The organism is Mesorhizobium sp. B2-6-2, assembly GCF_006440615.1.
Classification (GTDB): Bacteria; Pseudomonadota; Alphaproteobacteria; order Rhizobiales; family Rhizobiaceae; genus Mesorhizobium.
Genome location: NZ_VFUG01000001.1, coordinates 823,218 through 839,798 on the forward strand (window position 1 = coordinate 823,218; position 16,581 = coordinate 839,798).

The window sequence follows — 16,581 nt, forward strand, 5'->3', positions numbered from 1 at the left end:
CACGAAAATGACTGAGGCTTACGTCTATGACGCCGTGCGCACGCCGCGCGGCAAGGGCAAGAAGGATGGCTCGCTGCACGAGGTGCCGGCGGTCAGGCTTGCCGCAAGGACGCTCGAGGCGCTGCGCGACCGCAACGGGCTCGACACCGGCAATGTCGACGACATCATCTTCGGCTGTGTCGACCCCGTCGGCGAGGCGGGCTCCGTCATTCCGCGCGCCGCCGCCTTCGAGGCCGGCTACGCGACCTCGGCGCCCGGCATGCAGATATCGCGCTTCTGCGCCTCTGGTCTCGACGCCATAAATTTCGGCGCCGCCAAGATCGCGCAAGGGGCGGATGAGATCGTCATTGCCGGCGGCGTCGAATCCATGTCGCGCGTCGGCATGGGCATGTCGGGCGGCGCCTGGTTCATGGATCCGTCCGTTGGCCTACCCGGCTGGTTCGTGCCGCAGGGCATCTCGGCCGACCTGATCGCCACCAAATACGGTTTTTCCCGCGACGACGTCGACGCTTATGCGGTTGAGAGCCAGAAGCGCGCCGCCAAGGCCTGGGGCGAGGGCCGTTTCAAGAATTCGGTGATCCCGATCAAAGACCAGAACGGCCTCACTATTCTTGACCATGACGAGCACATGCGGCCCTCGACCGACATGCAGTCGCTGGCCTCGCTCAACCCGTCCTTCGTCATGCCGGGCGAGATGGGAGGCTTCGACGCGGTTGCCGTGCAGAAACATCCAGAAGTCGAGGAAGTGAACCACGTCCACCACGCCGGCAATTCCTCCGGCATTGTCGACGGCGCCGCCGCCGTGCTGCTCGGCTCCAAGAAAGCCGGCAAGACGATGGGGCTCAAGCCACGCGCGCGCATCCGCGCCTTCGCCAATATCGGCTCGGAACCGGTGCTGATGCTGACCGGTCCGGTCGACGTCACCGAGAAGCTCCTGAAGCGCGCCAAGATGAAGCAGTCGGACATCGACCTGTTCGAGCTCAACGAGGCCTTCGCCTCGGTCGTGCTGCGCTACATGCAGGCCTTCGACATCCCGCACGACCAGATCAACGTCAATGGCGGGGCGATCGCCATGGGCCATCCGCTCGGCGCCACCGGCGCCATGATCCTGGGCACGGTGCTGGACGAGCTGGAGCGCCGCGACCTGAACACCGCGCTGGTCACGCTCTGCATCGGCGCCGGCATGGGCACCGCAACCATCATCGAACGCGTCTGAGGGAGAGAGACTATGAGCTACACCAACTTCACCCTCGACGTGGACGCCGACGGCATCGCGCTGATCACCTGGGACATGCCGGACCGCTCGATGAACGTCTTCACCGAGGAGGTGATGCGCGAGCTGAACGCCATCGTCGATCATGTGGCCGGCGATGCCGCCATCAAGGGCGCGGTCATCACCTCCGGCAAGGACAGCTTCTCCGGCGGCGCCGACATCGCCATGCTGCAGAAGATGCTGGCGACCTTTGCCGTCGACAAGGAGAATGACCTCGAGAAGGCGACCAAGGCGCTGTTCGACAATGCCGGCTACATGACCGGCCTGTTCCGCAAGATCGAGACCTGCGGCAAGCCATTTGTGTCGGCGATCAACGGCACCTGCATGGGCGGCGCTTTCGAGATGTCGCTCGCCTGCCACGGCCGCGTCGCCGCCGATTCCGACAAGGTGAAGATGGCCCTGCCCGAGGTGAAGATCGGCATCTTCCCGGGTGCCGGCGGCACCCAGCGCGTGCCGCGGCTGACCGACCAGCAGCAGGCGCTGCAGATGCTGACCACCGGGCAGAACCTGACGCCGCAAAAGGCGAAGACGATGGGCCTGATCCACGAGATCGCCGAGCCTTCGAAACTGGTCGAGACCGCCAAAGCGATGATCCGGAACGGCCTGAAGCCTGTCGCGCCCTGGGACGAGAAGGGTTTCAAGCTGCCGGGCGGTCCGATCTATTCGGCGGCCGGCGCCAATCTCTGGCCACCGGCGATCGCCATCCTGCGTCGCGAAACCTACGGCAATTATCCTGCCGCGGCAGCAATCCTGAAATGCGTCTATGAAGGCCTGCTGGTGCCGTTCGACACGGCGCTCAGGATCGAGCAGCGCTATTTCACCGAGATCATGCAGTCGAAGGAAGCGGCGGCGATGATCCGCTCGCTGTTCCTGTCGCTGCAGGAACTGAACAAGGGCGCGCGCCGCCCGGCCGGCGTGCCGGAGACCAAGTTCAAGAAGATCGGCATCCTCGGCGCCGGCTTCATGGGCGCCGGCATCGCCTATGTCACCGCGCGTGCCGGCATTCCGGTTGTGCTGCTCGACCGCGATCTGCCGTCGGCCGAGAAGGGCAAGGCGCATTCCGACAGCCTGATGGCCGATCAGGTCAAGAAGGGCCGCGCCAAACCCGAGGACAAGGACAAGCTTCTGTCGTTGATCACTCCGACGGCGGACTATGCCGACCTTGCCGGCTGCGATCTCGTCGTCGAGGCGGTCTTCGAGGATTCGAGCGTCAAGAAGGAAGCCACGGAGAAGGCCGAGGCCGTGCTGAAGTCGTCGGCGATCTTCGCCTCCAACACCTCGACAATCCCGATCACCGCGCTGGCGAAGAATTCGGCGCGGCCGAAGAACTTCATCGGCATCCACTTCTTCTCGCCGGTCGACAAGATGATGCTGGTTGAGATCATCCTCGGCAAGAAGACGGGCGACAAGGCCTTGGCCGTCGCCTTCGACTTCGTGCGCGCCATCAAGAAGACGCCGATCGTCGTCAACGACACGCGCGGCTTCTACGTCAACCGCTGCGTGCTGCGCTACATGTCGGAAGCCTATAAGATGCTGATCGAAGGTGTGCCTGCGCCGATGATCGAGAACGCCGCCAAGGCTGCCGGCATGCCGGTCGGCCCGCTCGCTTTGACCGACGAGACGGCCGTCGACCTTGCCCAGAAGATCATGAAGCAGACCATCAGGGATCTGGGCGACAAGGCCGTCGACCCCAAGCAGATGGCGCTGATCAACACCATGGTCGACACCCATGCCCGCTTCGGCCGCAAGAACGGCAAGGGTTTCTATGACTATCCGGCCAAGCCGGCGAAGAAGAAGCTGTGGCCGGGCCTGAAGGATCTTTATCCGCAACTGAAGCCCGAAAAGGTCGACTATGAGGAGCTGAAGCAGCGCCTGCTGGTCACCATCGCGCTGGAAGCGGCGCGGGTGATGGAAGAGGGCATCGTCACTGATCCGCGCGAGGCGGACGTCGGCTCGATCCTCGCTTTCGGCTTCGCGCCCTTCACCGGCGGCGCGCTATCCTACATCGACGGCATCGGCGCCAAGCGTTTCGTCAAGATCGCCAAGGGCTTGCAGAAGAAGTATGGCGCCGAGTTCAAGGCACCAAAACTCCTGCTCGACATGGCCGAGAAGGGCGAGACCTTCTACCAGCGCTTCGACCCCCGTCAGAAGGGTGAGGTCAGAGAGGCAGCCTGATCAACCCAAGGTGTATGTCTGGGGGCGAATGGCCCGCACCATGGCCACGGCCTCGAGCCGTGGCCCTTATCGGGTCGGCGAGGAAAGCCGGCTCGATTAGTGTGCCGAACCGGGCACATCTGCGACAGCGTATCACTTTCCATCCCGGTCCGCCGCGACCGGTGGACAATGGTGTGGTCGCGCGCTAGACAGGCTTGAGGCATTTTTTCCTGTTTGAAGGAGAGCGCGCGTGCTCTCACACGACCGCGTATGGGCCGCCATTGACGCTCTCGCCGAGCGCTATTCGCTATCGGCTTCCGGTCTTGCCCGGCGCGCGGGCCTCGATTCGACGGCCTTCAACAAGTCGAAGCGCCTGTCTTCCGACGGCCGGCCGCGTTGGCCCTCGACCGAATCGCTGGCCAAGATCATCGAGGCCACCGGCGCGTCGCTCGAGGAATTCACCGGACTGGTCGAAGGGCGCGGCGGCGTCGCCATAGCCCAACAGCGCAGCGCCGTCCCGTTGCTTGGTTTTGCCCAGGCCGGCGCGGGAGGCTTCTTCGACGATGCCGGGTATCCGGCGGGACAGGGCTGGGATCTGGTCGAGCTGCCGGCGCGGGCGACCGAGACGTCCTATGCGCTGCAGGTGCAGGGTGATTCCATGCTGCCGCTCTACCGCAATGGCGATGTGCTGATCGTCGAACCGGGCGCGCCGACGCGCAAGGGCGACCGTGTCGTCGTCAAGACCACCGCCGGCGAGGTGATGGCCAAGGTGCTCGACCGGCAAACGGTGAAATCGATCGTGCTGGTTTCGCTCAACCCCGCTCACCCGGACCGCGACATCCCGACGCGCGACATCGAATGGGTGGCGCGCATCGTCTGGGCGAGCCAGTAGGCCAGGCTTATGCGGCTTCTTCAGACAGCCCTGGCGGTTCTGGCAATTCCCGTGATGGCGGCGCTCGTCGTAACCGGCGGGCGCGCAATCAAAGGCAGTGAGAGCACGATCACGATCGATCAGATCGATCCCATTGCCGATGCGCTTCCAACCGGCGACGACACCCCTTCCGCTTCTGATGCCGCGCAAGAGCCCGCCACTGCGGCCATTCCCGCGCCGGCCGCTCCGCAGCCACCGAAGTCCGCCGCTCATTCGAGGGCCATCGATCCCGACATCGTGGCGCCGCCCGCTCTCTCGGATAGCGAACTCGAACGGGTGGAACCGCGCGCGCCACTCAGCGATCTGGCGCTGGCCGGGCCGCCCAAGCCGCCCAAAACGAAGATGCCAGGCGATTGGAACGGCACAAAATTGTTCCAGCCGGTCGCCACCGCCGCCGGGCTCATCGAGTCGAAGGGCTACGCGGTCGCCGTGTCCGGCGTGGATGTCGTCAAAGCCGACGAAACCTGCAGCGACGCGGGCAAGAGCTGGGCCTGCGGCACGCGCGCCAGGACCGCTTTCCGCGCCTTCCTGCGTGGCCGTGCGGTCGCCTGCACGGTGCCGCCGGATGGCGGTCGCGACATCATTACCGCCGAATGCCATATCGGCAATCAGGACATCGGCCAGTGGCTGGCCGAGAACGGCTGGGCGCGCGCGGCGCAAGGCGGTCCCTATGTCGAGGCCGGGAACAAGGCCCGCGCCGCAAAGAAGGGTATTTTCGGCCCGGCGCCAAAGCTTGACGGCCTGCCGGCGCTGCCGGCCGCGTCAGAGCCGGCGCCGGTGGCGCCGGATTCGATCCTACCGGCCGATGGCGGCGCGGTTACGCCGCCAGTTGACCAGCCAGCGCCCGCTCAATGAGCGCGCGCGTCTCGGCGATGCCGTAAAGCGCCGCGAAGGAACCGAAGCGCGGTCCGCGCTCCTGGCCGATCAGCACCTGGTAGATCATCTGGAAGAAAGCGACCGACACGCCGGGCCCGCCTTCCGGGCTCTGCTTGGAATGATCCTGGTACCGCTCGATTTTGCGCGCGACATTGAGCGCGGCATTCTGGATCGCCTCGCCGTCGGCGCCTTGCGGCAGCGCACCGAGCGCGTCGGAGAGCTTGGCCAGCGCCTCGCGCTCCACCTCGTCGGCGGCGCGGTAGACCTTGGTCGGCTTCACGAAGTCGTCGAAATAGCGGATCGCGTAGCCGGTCAGCCGGTCGAGCTCCGGATGCGTCTTCGGCGTCACGCCCGGCGCATGCCGCGAGATGAAGCCCCACAGCACCGCCTTGTCATGCGCGTTGGAGGCGCTGACCAGGTTGAGCAGCAGCGCGAAGGGCACCGGCAGGTCGATGGCCGGCGGGTTGCCGTCATGCATGTGCCAGACCGGATTGCCGAGCCGCTCCTTCCAGTCCTGGCGCGGATAAGCGCCAAGGAAAGCGTAATACTCGTCGACAGCCTTCGGGATGACGTCGAAATAGAGCTTCTTCGCCTGCCGCGGCCGCTGATACATGTAGAGGCCGAGGCTCTCCGTCGGCGCGTAGGTCAGCCATTCGTCGATGGTCAGGCCGTTGCCCTTCGACTTCGAGATCTTCTGGCCTTCCTCGTCGAGGAACAGCTCGTAGACGAAATGCTCCGGCGCGCGCCCGCCGAGGATGTTGCAGATGCGGTCATAGATCACCGCATTGGTCTGGTGGTCCTTGCCGAACATCTCGAAATCGACGCCGAGCGCTGCCCAGCGCATGCCGAAATCCGGCTTCCATTGCAGCTTCACACGGCCGCCTGTGACAGGCAGCGTCGTCTCGGTGCCTCCGTCGTCGAAGGTGATGGTGCCGGCCTTGGCGTCGACATTTTTCATCGGCACGTAGAGCACGCGGCCGCTCTTCGGCGAGACCGGCAGGAACGGGCTGTAGGTCGCCTGGCGCTCCGGCCCGAGCGTCGGCAGCATCACGCCCATGATCTCGTCATAGCGTTCGGCGGCGCGCAGCAGCACCTCGTCGAAACGGCCGGCCTTGTAGTACTGCGTTGCGCTGGCGAATTCGTAGTCGAAGCCGAACGTGTCGAGGAAGCGGCACAGCATCGCATTATTGTGGTCGGCGAAGCTCGCATAGTCGCCGCCGAACGGATTGGGCACCGAGGTAAGCGGCATATGCAGATAGGGCTCAAGCGCGGCGCGGTCCGGCACGCTCTCCGGGATCTTGCGCATGCCGTCCATGTCGTCGGAGAAGCACAGAAGCTTGGTCTTGACCTTGTCTTGCGTCAGCACCCGGAAGGCATGCCGGACCATGGTCGTGCGCGCCACCTCGCCGAAGGTGCCGATATGCGGCAGGCCGGACGGGCCATAGCCGGTCTCGAACAGGACGGTCTCGGGAAAGTCCTTGCCCTTGTAGCGGGCGATGACTTTCTTGGCTTCCTCGAACGGCCAGGCCTTGCTCTCGGCCGCCGCGGCAAGCATCTCGGGAGTGAGATCGATGATGTTTGATCCCGTCATGTCAAAGTTCCAGTCATGGCCGTCTTCGCGGCGGATAAGGATTTGTCGACCGGTCTCTAGGCGTGACAGGCTGGAGCGTCAACGATTTGCGGCGCTTTTCCTTGCGACGCCACGATAGCGCTCCTACGTTCGGGGCCTATCATCCAGTGCATGTCATCCAAAAGTGTGTCACGGTTTTGGAAAGATGACATGCGCGCCTTCAGGAGTTTTGAATGCCCTCACTGACGCCGCACGAAGCCCTGATCCACCTGATGGTCATCACATCGGCCTCTGATCGCGACATGACCGATGTCGAGCTGGAGCGGATCGGCGACGTCGTCCGCTCCTGGCCGGTGTTCGTCGACTTCAACCAGGACAGGCTGGTTGCAGTGGCACAGGCGTGCCAGAAGGCGCTGCATGAGAAGGACGGGCTGGAAGGCGTGCTGGCGCGCGTCGCCGAGGCGCTGCCGGAGCGGCTGCGCGACACCGCTTATGCAGCTGCTTTCGAGGTTGCCGCCGTCGATCTCGAAATGCGCATGGAGGAAGTGCGCGTCCTGCAGCTCATCCGCCTCAAGCTCGACCTTGACACGCTGACCGTCGCCGCGATCGCCCGCGCGGCCAAGGCGCGCTTGCGCACGCTGACGTGAAGCAATTCCAGGAAAAGTGTGGCCGGTTAGGCTCGGCGATTTCGCCGCAGCCTTCTGTTGATAGCCGGCTAGTGGCACTGCACAGGGACTTTGACCGATCGGCTCTGTTTGCGTTGGCAGGCGGCATACGTTGGAGATTGGCCGCAACGCCCATCGCGATCGTCATTCCAGGGCGGAGCAGGAGCGAAGCTCCGTCGCGAAGACCCTGGAATCCATGCCGTTACCTTCACCAAGGAATGCAACGGAGCAAAATTCTGCACCGAGGCGGCGCTTCCAAGTCACGGAATGGATTCTATGGTCTGCGCGCGTCGCTGCGCTCCTTGCTCCGCCATAGAATGACGAGGTTGGGGCGGCTTCAACCAATCCCCGGCGGTTTGTGCTGGTTTCACCGAAATGAACGGAAAATCTTGCACCAGACAAACGGCAACTTTTCAAAATCCCTGTGTCGGGGAACTAGAAAAAACTCACCGGGAAATAGCGCAGGTAGAACTCGGCGAAGGTGCCCTTGATCGAGATTTCCTGCAGCGCGCAGTCGAAGGCGGCGGCAAGCGCTGTGTCGTTCTTGCGGGTGGCGATCGCCATGCCCGAGCCCAGATATTCCGGCGCCAGATACGGACCGCCGGCGAAGCGGCAGCAGCCGGCTGCGTCCGAGCCGCCCAGCCAGAAAGCAAAGCGCATGCCGTCGCCGAAGGCGGCGTCGACCTTGCCGGCCTTGAGGTCGGCATAGAGGTCTTCCGGTGCGTCGAAGGTCACCACCTGCACGGTGTTGAAATAGCCGCGCAGCATTTTCTCATGCGCCGAGCCGGCGACGACGCCGACCCGCTTGCTGCGCAGCTTGTCGAGGATCGGCTCGGCGAAGGCCTTCGCCTTGGGCATGATGAAGCGCGCCGGGAATTGCATGTAGGAGCGCGAGAAGGCGTATTTCTCGCGGCTGTCCGGCGTCGCGGCGATGCCGGCGATGATCGCCTCGCCTTCGCCTTTCTGCAGAGCATCGTCCAGTTCGTTCCACGGCAAAGCCTGGACCTGGCATTTTTCGGCGACGCCCAGTTCCGCGCAGATCGCCCGCGCCAGATCGATGTGGAAACCCGACAGGCGGCCGGCGCCGTCGAGGAAGTTGAAGGGCGGAAAATCGGTGGTGGTGAGGAATCTGAGCCGCGGCAGCGCGGAGAGATCGGGCTTCGGCAGCCGCTCCTTGGCGTCCCACAATACCGGCACCTGCGGCTCCGCCGCCTGAGTCGCACCGGAAAAGGGCAGCACCCCGCTCAGCACCGACATCAGGGCCAGAAATATCCACCGCAAGATCACGATATGGCTCCGCACCTGTCCCCGTTCCTTGGCTTTTCGTATGAAAAGGGGGGCAGGCACAACGGTTTTTGATTTCAAGCAGCCAAATTAAGCGTATGCTTTAGCACGTTTGCAAGTGACCTTGCGTGCCGGAAGGGGGGAGCTGCCGGTTTTGCTGAGGAGATTGCGACGCGGGGGTTGATGGCGAAGGGGGGTTCGGGCATCTACCGTCGGTAATGAAAAAGCAGAAGCAACATGGGGTAGATGTTGCGATGGGCCTGTTCGACAGAACTCTGGAATACATAGACCAGTTGCAGCATGCTGGCACCGCGGCCGCGGTCTGCGAGAGGCTGCTCGGCATCACCTCGAGCTTCGGCCTGACCGCCTTGATGGCGGGAACCGTGCCGCAGCCGGGCACGCCGCGCGGCCGGCAGAAACAGCACGTGATGCTTTGCGATTGGCCCGGCGATTGGCTTGAGCGCTATGTGGCGCGCAACTATGTCGACCACGACCCGGTCGTCAGCCATATGAAGCAGCTTCAGGCGCCGTTCCAATGGCGGGACGCTTCCAAGAACGCCCTGATCGACAAGAACAGCGACGAAGTCATGGGCGACGCGCGCGAGTTCAAGCTGCGCGACGGCCTGGCGTTTCCGCTGGTCACGCTCGACGGCCAGATCGTCATGGTCTCGCTGGGCGGCGAATCCGTTGAATTGTCGGATGCGGAATTCGGAATGGTATCGCTCGCGTCGACCTATGCGATCGGCCGTGCCATGCAACTGCACACCAAGGCCGACAGCGTCATCGATCACATAGAATTGACGGCGCGTGAGCGGGAGTGCCTGCAATGGGCCGCCGTCGGCAAGTCCGAATGGGAGATCTCGCAAATCCTCGGCATCTCGGAACACACTTCCGAGAAACACCTTCTTAACGCCAAGAGCAAACTCGGCGCAGCCAACCGGGTACAGGCGGTCGCGGAGGCGATTAGGCGCGGTTATATTAGCTAGGTCGGCCGTGCCGACCTGGAAATTCTTGCCTGCGCCTTCGCGCAATATTTTAAGGGACATCACGGCCGTATCTTCCTCTTAAGCCCAGGAGACGGCTAATGCTTTTTGCCCTTACCACTCAGGAACTGATGGAACGCCCCGACCTTTGGGAGGCGGTCCATCGCTTGCGCTACAAGATCTTTGTCGAGGAGATGGGTTGGACCGATCTCGACCGTCCTGACCAGCTCGAGATCGACCAGTTCGATCATGACGAGGCCGAACACCACCTCGTCATCCGCAACGGCGAACTGGCTGGTTACCAGCGCATGCTGCCGACCACACGGCCGCATCTTCTGACCGACGTTCTGTCGGATCTCTGCGAAGGACCGTCCCCCTCGGGGCCGAATGTCTGGGAACTGACCCGCTACGCGGTGGCTCCGGGTTTTCGCGATGGCAAACGCGGCGTCTCGACCGTCGGCACCGAGCTGATCGCCGGCTTCGTCGAATGGGGCCTGAAGCGCAACGTCAACCAGGTCATCATCGAGTTCGAGCCGATGTGGGTGCTGCGCGCCCTGCAACTGCACTTCCTGGCGACGCCGCTCGGTTACCAGCGCACCTATGGCAACCAGCAGGTCGTGGCGACGCTGCTCACCTTCACCGAGCATACGCTCGATGTCGTGCGGGCCCGCCGCAACCACCACCTGCCGGTGCTGAACCGGGGTTATCCCGGTCTGCTCGGCCTCAAGCAGGCTTCGTGATGGAGTCGGTCATGAGTTTCCATCCCGAACCGGAACTGCGCGGCCATACGCTGGTCGTCACCGTGTCCTCGCATGACGGCCGGCCAGTGCTCGACAGACACGCCTATGCGAGCCTTGCCAGGACTTTGCGCGATGCGGCGGTCAACGACGAGGTCCGCGTCGTCATGCTGCGCGGCCTTGCCGGCTGCTTCTGCCTTGGCGGCGACTTCTCGGAGTTCCTCGACGCCACCAAGCACCGAGAGTTGATCGCCGCCGTCACCGACATGTTCCGCATGTTGGCGACCTTCCCCAAGCCGGTCCTTGCCTGCGTCGACGGCGATGCTGTCGGCGTCGGCTGCACCATCCTGTTCCATTGCGACATGGTGATCGCTTCCAGGGGCAGCACCTTCAGGGTGCCGTTCGTCGATTTTGGCCTGGTGCCGGACGCGGCGACCAGCATTTTGGCGCCCCAGAAGCTCGGCTATGCCGGTGCGTTCCGCTTCTTCTGCCTGGGCGATACGCTGGGCGTCGAAGACGCCAAGGCACTGGGCCTGGTCGGCGAGATCGTGACGCATGGCAGCGCCGAGGAAGCAACGCTGGCAAGGGCCAAACAGCTGGCCAAGAAGCCTGTTGCGGCATTGCTGCAGACGCGCAGCCTGCTCAAGGGAGATACGGACGTGTTGTGCGACCGCATCGACCACGAGATCACGCTGTTCCAGCAGGCGCTTCAGGATGACACCACGCTGAAGCGGCTGCAGCGGATTGCTCGCCTGGCCGCCTGAGCGCCCGGCATGAAACCTCAGCGCCGCGCAAGCCGAAAGGCGCGCGGCGCTGTAACTCGTCCGGAACCGCGTTACCACGCGGGTAGGGCAGGCCAGCGGTTCCAGACGAAGAACAACAACTAGTCTTTCAGGAATTCCGGCCCCTCGCCGATGATCTTCTTGTCGGGCTTGCCGACGGCGTCGAGGTCCCTTCCGTCATAGGGCAGGGAAAGTAGGATACGCTGGATCACCGCGAGCCGGGCGCGTCGCTTGTCATTGGCCCGCACGACGATCCAGGGCGAGAACTCCTTATGCGTGCGCTCGATCATCTGGTCGCGCGCCCTGGTGTAGTCGTCCCATTTGCTGACGCCGGCAATGTCGATCGGCGAGAACTTCCAGTTCTTCAGCGGCGACCAGCGGCGGTCATGGAACCGTTCGAGCTGCGTTTCGCGGCCGATATTCAGCCAGAATTTGAAGAAATGGATGCCTTCGTTGCAGATCATCCGCTCGAAATGCGGCGTCTCGTCCAGGAATTTCTCGTGCTGCTCCGGCGTGCAGAACCCCATGACCGGCTCGACGCCGGCGCGGTTGTACCAGGAGCGGTCGAAGGTGACGAACTCGCCCGAAGTCGGGAAATGGTCGGCATAGCGCTGGTAATACCATTGCCCCGCCTCGGTCGGCGTCGGCTTGGGCAGCGCGACGTTGCGGGCCGTGCGCGGGTTCATATATTGCCGCAGCACGAAGATCGTGCCCCCCTTGCCGGCCGCGTCTCTGCCCTCGAAAAGCGCCATCACCCGCTTGCCGGTGGCCTGCAGCCAAGCCTGCGCCTTGACCAGTTCGATCTGCAGCTCCTCGAGCTCCTTTTCGTAGTCCTCGCTTTTCATCTTCTTGTCGTAGGGATAACCGCCGGCGGTAAGCTTGTTGTCCTCGATCCAGTCAGGCAGCACCGGATTGTCGATGTCGAACGCTCGCTCCTTGCCGCCGATCTTGATCTTGATCGGCGCCGTGGCGGGCACCGCTTCAGCCGTTTCCTTGGCATTTTTCATCCGGACGAACCTTTCCACTTTGCGGACTCATGCTATGGAGCCTGTGCAGCGCAGCGCGCACTCGGGCGCAAAGACGCTGCAGCATTTTGATCTTGCGCATGAACCTTCGCGAAAATCGATCCTGATTTCCAGGGTCCCATGCGTCAGGCCGGCCCAGCGAGCCGGCTGACCGGTCGAACGGGATGCGGGGTGGCGCGGGCCTATGGCAGAGACGGGCGCGGGACAAGACAACAAGGGGCGAGCCTTGGCGGGGCGGCTGGCGCGCAACCGCTGGCTGCTTGGCGCAGGCGTTTTCGCGGTCCTTGCCGTTTATTTTTTCGCCGGCGCATCCGTCTATGTGCTCGTGCTGGCCCTGGCCGCGCTGGCGGCCGCGGCGATGCTGCCCGCAGATGCCGAACGCCAGCCGGCCGATGCGGGGGCAGCGATCGAGGCCAGCGGGCTGCAGAGGCTCTCCGGCGAATATCTGGCCGCCGCGGTCGCCGACCCGCTGATCATCTTCGACCATTCCGCCACCATCGTTCACGCCAACGCTGCCGCCTTCGCCGCCTTCGGCGGACTGGCGCCCGGTATGTCGCTGTCGCTCAAGTTCCGCGCCCCGGAGATGCAGGCGCTGCTCGACGGCATCCTTGCCGGGGAAGTCGCTTCCGATGCGGTCGACTACACCGAAAAGCTGCCGGTGGAACGCACATATCGGGTCAGCGCGTCCACGGTCGGCCATGCCACCGGCCTTTACGTGCTGGTGTTCAAGGATCAAAGCGAGACGCGTCGTATCGATCGCATGCGAGCCGACTTCATCGCCAATGCCAGCCATGAGTTGCGCACGCCGCTCGCCTCGATCGCCGGCTTCATCGAGACGCTGCGCGGGCCGGCCCGCAACGATCCGGCGGCGCGCGACCAGTTCCTGCAGATCATGCAGAACCAGACCGGCCGCATGGCCCGCCTGATTGACGATCTGCTCTCGCTGTCGCGGTTGGAGATGAAGCCCTATCTGGGTCCCGGCACCGAGGTCGATCTTCGCCAGACGATCGACAGCGTCATCGATTCGCTCGGACCGCTGGCCGGTGAGAACGGCGTCGTCATCGAGCGGGAGTTCGCCAACGCGCCGCTCGTCGTTCCCGGCGATCGCGACGAACTATTCCAGGTTTTCGAGAATCTCCTGGAGAATGCCTGCAAATACGGCCAGTCAGGCGGGCGCGTCACCGTATCGATCGCCGGCGGCGAGGATGGCCAGCAGCCAGGCTTCGACGTCACGATAAGGGATTATGGTCCGGGTATTGCCGAAGAACACATCCCGCGCATCACCGAGCGCTTCTACCGCGTCGATGTCGAAAACAGCCGCGCCCAGAAAGGCACCGGGCTTGGCCTTTCGATCGTCAAGCATATATTGACCCGTCACAACGCAAGATTGTCGATCAAGTCGGAAGTCGGCAAGGGCGCGGCGTTCACGGTTCATTTGCCGGCTCGCTGATCGTATATCGGTTACCAACCGGGATTTTCTTCTTTCTGTCATGCGGTTCACGTATCAGCGACGGATTGAGGGAACGCACCAGCCGGCACAAACCGGGAAGGCATATCCATGCAGTCCGTTCATATCGCCAGTGCCTATGATGAAGAGCTGAAGTTCCTGTCGAAGCGCATCGCCGCGATGGGCGGCCATGCCGAGCGCATGGTCGAACAGGCGGTCGCGGCCCTGGTGAATGTTGACCATGGCCTCGCGCAGAAGGTCATCCAGGACGATCTCGTCCTCGACGAAGGACAGCGCGAGGTCGACGACAAGGCCATCATCATAATCGCCAGGCGCCAGCCGATGGCGACGGATCTTCGCGAGATCGTCGGCGCGATCCGTATCTCGGCCGATATCGAGCGTGTCGGCGACTTGGGCAAGAACGTCGCCAAGCGCGTGGCCTCGGTGGACGGCCGCCAGCCGAATAGCCTTTTCCGCGGTATCGAGGCGCTTGCCAATCTGGCGCTGACGCAGCTCAAGGAAGTGCTCGACGTCTACGCCTCGCGCTCGGTCGAGCGGATTGGCCTCGTGCGCGACCGGGACGACCAGATCGACGCCATGTACACCTCGCTGTTCCGCGAGCTCTTGACCTACATGATGGAAGATCCGCGCAACATCACACCCTGCACGCATCTTCTGTTCTGCGCCAAGAACATCGAGCGCATCGGCGACCACGCGACCAATATCGCCGAGACGATCTATTACATCGTCACAGGCGACCAGATGCCGACCGATCGGCCGAAGGGCGACAGGACCGACAAGGTCGTGCTTTCCGGCACGGTGCCGGCTAAGTGAACCGCCGCCTCTCGAATGGCTTCCTGATTTAGGATAAGCTCCTCCAGGGACAGCGATTTGTCAGTCGCAGTCTCGGGAGGTTTGCGATGGAACAAGTTCGAAACCTGACCCCGGCCCCAACGTCGGGCATCATTGCATCCAGCGTCTATTCGGGCGGCAAGCGCATCGCCGACATCGCCATCGAACAGGCCGGCGAATGGGCGGCAAAACCCGGTCATGTCGTCTGGATCGGCCTGCTCGAGCCCGATCGCAACCTGCTGCTCCGGGTGCAGGCGCAATTCCACTTGCATGATTTGGCGATCGAGGATGCCGAGCATCCGCATGCGCGCCCGAAGATCGAGCAATATGGCGACGCGCTTTTCATCGTTGCCCGCACCGCGCAATTGATCGACGGCCGTGTCACTTTCGGCGAGACGCATCTGTTCGTCGGCGCCGGCTACATCGTCAGCGTCCGGCACGGCCCGTCGACCTCTTACGCCGCCGTGCGCCAGCACTGGGAGAGCTGCCCGCATTCGCTCGCCAAAGGCGAGGATTTCGTCCTCTACGCCATCCTCGACTTCATCGTCGACAACTACATGCCGGTGCTGGAGCAGATCGAGGACGAGGTCGAGGCGATCGAGGACAAGGTGCTTCTGAAGCCGATGACCGGTTCCGATATCGAGCGGCTTTACATGCTGCGCCGCGATCTGCTGCGGCTGCGCAATGCGGCGCTGCCGCTGGTCGAGGTCTGCCGTCGGCTGACCAGCGCCGACCTGCCGCAGATACATGCCGCCATGCATCCGCTGTTTCGCGACGTGACCGACCACATCCGCACCGTGCAGGAAAAGATCGACTCCCTGCGCGAGGTTCTGGCCTTCGCTTTCGAAGCCAGTCTGCTGGTCGGGCAGAGCCAGGAAACCGCAATATCCAAGAAGCTCGCCTCATGGGCCGCCATCCTGGCGGTGCCCACGGCCTTCGCCGGCATCTACGGCATGAACTTCTCCGACATGCCGGAACTGAAGATGGAATACGGATATCCGGCCGTCTTGGTGGCGATCGCGCTCATCTGCGCGTTCCTGTACTGGCGGTTCAAGAAGAATGGATGGCTGTGAAGGGGAGGGAGTAGGGGAGTAGGGAGCGAGTAGCGAATAGGGAGTAGCGAGTAGGGGAAATAAGTTGCCCTTTTCGCGAAACTCAATCCAGTTCTATTCGCTATTCGCTATTCGCTATTCGCTATTCGCTATTCGCTATTCGCTATTCGCTCAGCGCGCCCTGCGCCGCTCACCGGCCGGCTGGAACGCCACCCGGGAATGATACTTGCAATAGGGTCCCGTTTCGGCGGCGTCGTTGCCGCAGAAGTTGAAGTCTTCCGACAGCGGATCGCCGTTCGGCCATTTGCAGGTGCGTTCGGTCAGCTCGACGAGCTGCAGATGCCGCGAGATCGGCACGACCACGTTCTCGACCGGTCGGATATAGTGGCGGGCGACGGGCTCGGCGTCGAACTGCACCTGCAGCGCGGTGGCGCCGATGGTGGTGGTCACGTGACGCGTGGCACTTGCGGCGCGGGTCACCGATTTCTGCATCGAGGCGCCTTGCGTCGCCTTCTTCTGGCGCGCCGGAGCGGCCGTTGCGCGGCCGCGGCCCGACAGCTTCAGGCGATGCACCTTGCCGATGACGGCGTTGCGGCTCACCCCGCCGAGCTGTGCGGCGATCTGGCTGGCGCTCAGACCCTCCGACCACAATTTCCTGAGAAGTTCGACTCGCTCGTCAGTCCAGTTCATGAGACCGCGCTCCTGCTGAGGCGTGCGGCAGTCAGAATCCTTTCCCGCCCCCGGCTCTCGCCGGGCAAACAACACCACATATACCGGGTGATTAGGTCCGCCGCACGAAATCTAGTTATTTCTCGACTACAAATACCTTATGCGCTGACTCGGTGACAAGAGTCCCCAGGGCAACATGATTCGGTTTTTTCGGTTTTCCCCAACTTGCCGGCCTACTTATGAGCCGGCGTGGCGTCAGGGGCTTGCCACGCGCTTCTGCG

The 16,581-nt window shown here is 63.4% G+C and carries 15 protein-coding genes; 11 read left to right on the forward strand and 4 right to left on the reverse strand.

Annotation, left to right across the window (positions count from 1 at the left end):
• Positions 1 to 7: 7 nt before the first annotated feature.
• The 4 genes from FJ419_RS04055 (at position 8) to FJ419_RS04075 (ending at position 5,213) form a co-directional block, all read left to right on the forward strand.
• Positions 8 to 1,216, forward strand: a complete 1,209-nt coding sequence (locus FJ419_RS04055; RefSeq protein WP_140687773.1) for an acetyl-CoA C-acetyltransferase — start codon at positions 8 to 10, stop codon at positions 1,214 to 1,216.
• Between the two features lie 12 nt (positions 1,217 to 1,228).
• Entirely contained in the window at positions 1,229 to 3,448 is a 2,220-nt protein-coding gene (locus tag FJ419_RS04060) for a 3-hydroxyacyl-CoA dehydrogenase NAD-binding domain-containing protein (RefSeq protein WP_140687775.1), read from the forward strand.
• 229 nt (positions 3,449 to 3,677) lie between these two features.
• The gene (locus tag FJ419_RS04070) at positions 3,678 to 4,319 is read left to right on the forward strand and encodes a helix-turn-helix transcriptional regulator (protein ID WP_140687777.1); all 642 of its coding nucleotides are present in this window, start codon (positions 3,678 to 3,680) and stop codon (positions 4,317 to 4,319) included.
• Positions 4,320 to 4,328: 9 nt separating this feature from the next.
• Positions 4,329 to 5,213: a thermonuclease family protein gene (locus FJ419_RS04075; RefSeq protein ID WP_140687779.1), complete on the forward strand. Its 885-nt coding sequence runs from the start codon at positions 4,329 to 4,331 to the stop codon at positions 5,211 to 5,213.
• On the opposite strand, the gene FJ419_RS04080 is transcribed toward FJ419_RS04075, so the two are convergent.
• Positions 5,176 to 6,825: a lysine--tRNA ligase gene (locus FJ419_RS04080; RefSeq protein WP_140687781.1), complete on the reverse strand. Its 1,650-nt coding sequence runs from the start codon at positions 6,823 to 6,825 to the stop codon at positions 5,176 to 5,178. The genes FJ419_RS04075 and FJ419_RS04080 overlap by 38 nt on opposite strands.
• Before the next feature lie 212 nt (positions 6,826 to 7,037).
• Here FJ419_RS04080 and FJ419_RS04085 point away from each other — a divergent pair, with 212 nt between their 5' ends.
• Positions 7,038 to 7,451 carry a tellurite resistance TerB family protein gene (locus FJ419_RS04085; protein ID WP_140687783.1) on the forward strand — a complete coding sequence of 138 codons (414 nt, stop codon included), beginning with the start codon at positions 7,038 to 7,040 and terminating at the stop codon, positions 7,449 to 7,451.
• 453 nt (positions 7,452 to 7,904) lie between these two features.
• Here the strand turns inward: FJ419_RS04085 and FJ419_RS04090 are convergent, their stop codons facing one another.
• Complete coding sequence (locus FJ419_RS04090) at positions 7,905 to 8,726, reverse strand: transporter substrate-binding domain-containing protein (RefSeq protein WP_140688145.1); 822 nt, start codon at positions 8,724 to 8,726, stop codon at positions 7,905 to 7,907.
• 281 nt (positions 8,727 to 9,007) lie between these two features.
• On the opposite strand from FJ419_RS04090, the gene FJ419_RS04095 reads away from it, so the two are divergent.
• From FJ419_RS04095 to FJ419_RS04105, 3 genes are all read left to right on the forward strand, one after another.
• Positions 9,008 to 9,739, forward strand: coding sequence for a LuxR family transcriptional regulator (locus FJ419_RS04095; RefSeq protein WP_140687785.1), 732 nt, complete (start codon positions 9,008 to 9,010; stop codon positions 9,737 to 9,739).
• Between the two features lie 98 nt (positions 9,740 to 9,837).
• Positions 9,838 to 10,476 (forward strand): acyl-homoserine-lactone synthase, encoded by a 639-nt coding sequence (locus FJ419_RS04100; RefSeq protein ID WP_095765902.1) that lies wholly within the window; start codon positions 9,838 to 9,840, stop codon positions 10,474 to 10,476.
• Between the two features lie 11 nt (positions 10,477 to 10,487).
• The gene (locus FJ419_RS04105; protein ID WP_140542050.1) at positions 10,488 to 11,237 is read left to right on the forward strand and encodes an enoyl-CoA hydratase-related protein; all 750 of its coding nucleotides are present in this window, start codon (positions 10,488 to 10,490) and stop codon (positions 11,235 to 11,237) included.
• Between the two features lie 119 nt (positions 11,238 to 11,356).
• On the opposite strand, the gene ppk2 is transcribed toward FJ419_RS04105, so the two are convergent.
• A complete protein-coding gene (ppk2, locus tag FJ419_RS04110) occupies positions 11,357 to 12,262 on the reverse strand; it encodes a polyphosphate kinase 2 (protein ID WP_140687787.1) in 906 nt (301 codons plus the stop codon).
• A 202-nt stretch (positions 12,263 to 12,464) separates the two neighbouring features.
• Between ppk2 and FJ419_RS04115 the strand changes: the two genes are divergently transcribed.
• The 3 genes from FJ419_RS04115 to FJ419_RS04125 all read left to right on the forward strand — a co-directional run bounded on the left by FJ419_RS04115 (position 12,465) and on the right by FJ419_RS04125 (position 15,652).
• On the forward strand, positions 12,465 to 13,730 hold the full coding sequence (locus FJ419_RS04115) for an ATP-binding protein (protein ID WP_140687789.1): 1,266 nt from the start codon (positions 12,465 to 12,467) through the stop codon (positions 13,728 to 13,730).
• A gap of 108 nt (positions 13,731 to 13,838) precedes the next feature.
• Entirely contained in the window at positions 13,839 to 14,561 is a 723-nt protein-coding gene (gene phoU / locus FJ419_RS04120) for a phosphate signaling complex protein PhoU (protein ID WP_140542053.1), read from the forward strand.
• An 86-nt stretch (positions 14,562 to 14,647) separates the two neighbouring features.
• Positions 14,648 to 15,652, forward strand: a complete 1,005-nt coding sequence (locus tag FJ419_RS04125; RefSeq protein ID WP_140542054.1) for a magnesium and cobalt transport protein CorA — start codon at positions 14,648 to 14,650, stop codon at positions 15,650 to 15,652.
• A 150-nt stretch (positions 15,653 to 15,802) separates the two neighbouring features.
• Here FJ419_RS04125 and FJ419_RS04130 read toward each other — a convergent pair whose 3' ends face one another.
• Positions 15,803 to 16,321, reverse strand: coding sequence for a GcrA family cell cycle regulator (locus FJ419_RS04130; protein WP_095765897.1), 519 nt, complete (start codon positions 16,319 to 16,321; stop codon positions 15,803 to 15,805).
• Between the last annotated feature and the right edge of the window lie 260 nt (positions 16,322 to 16,581).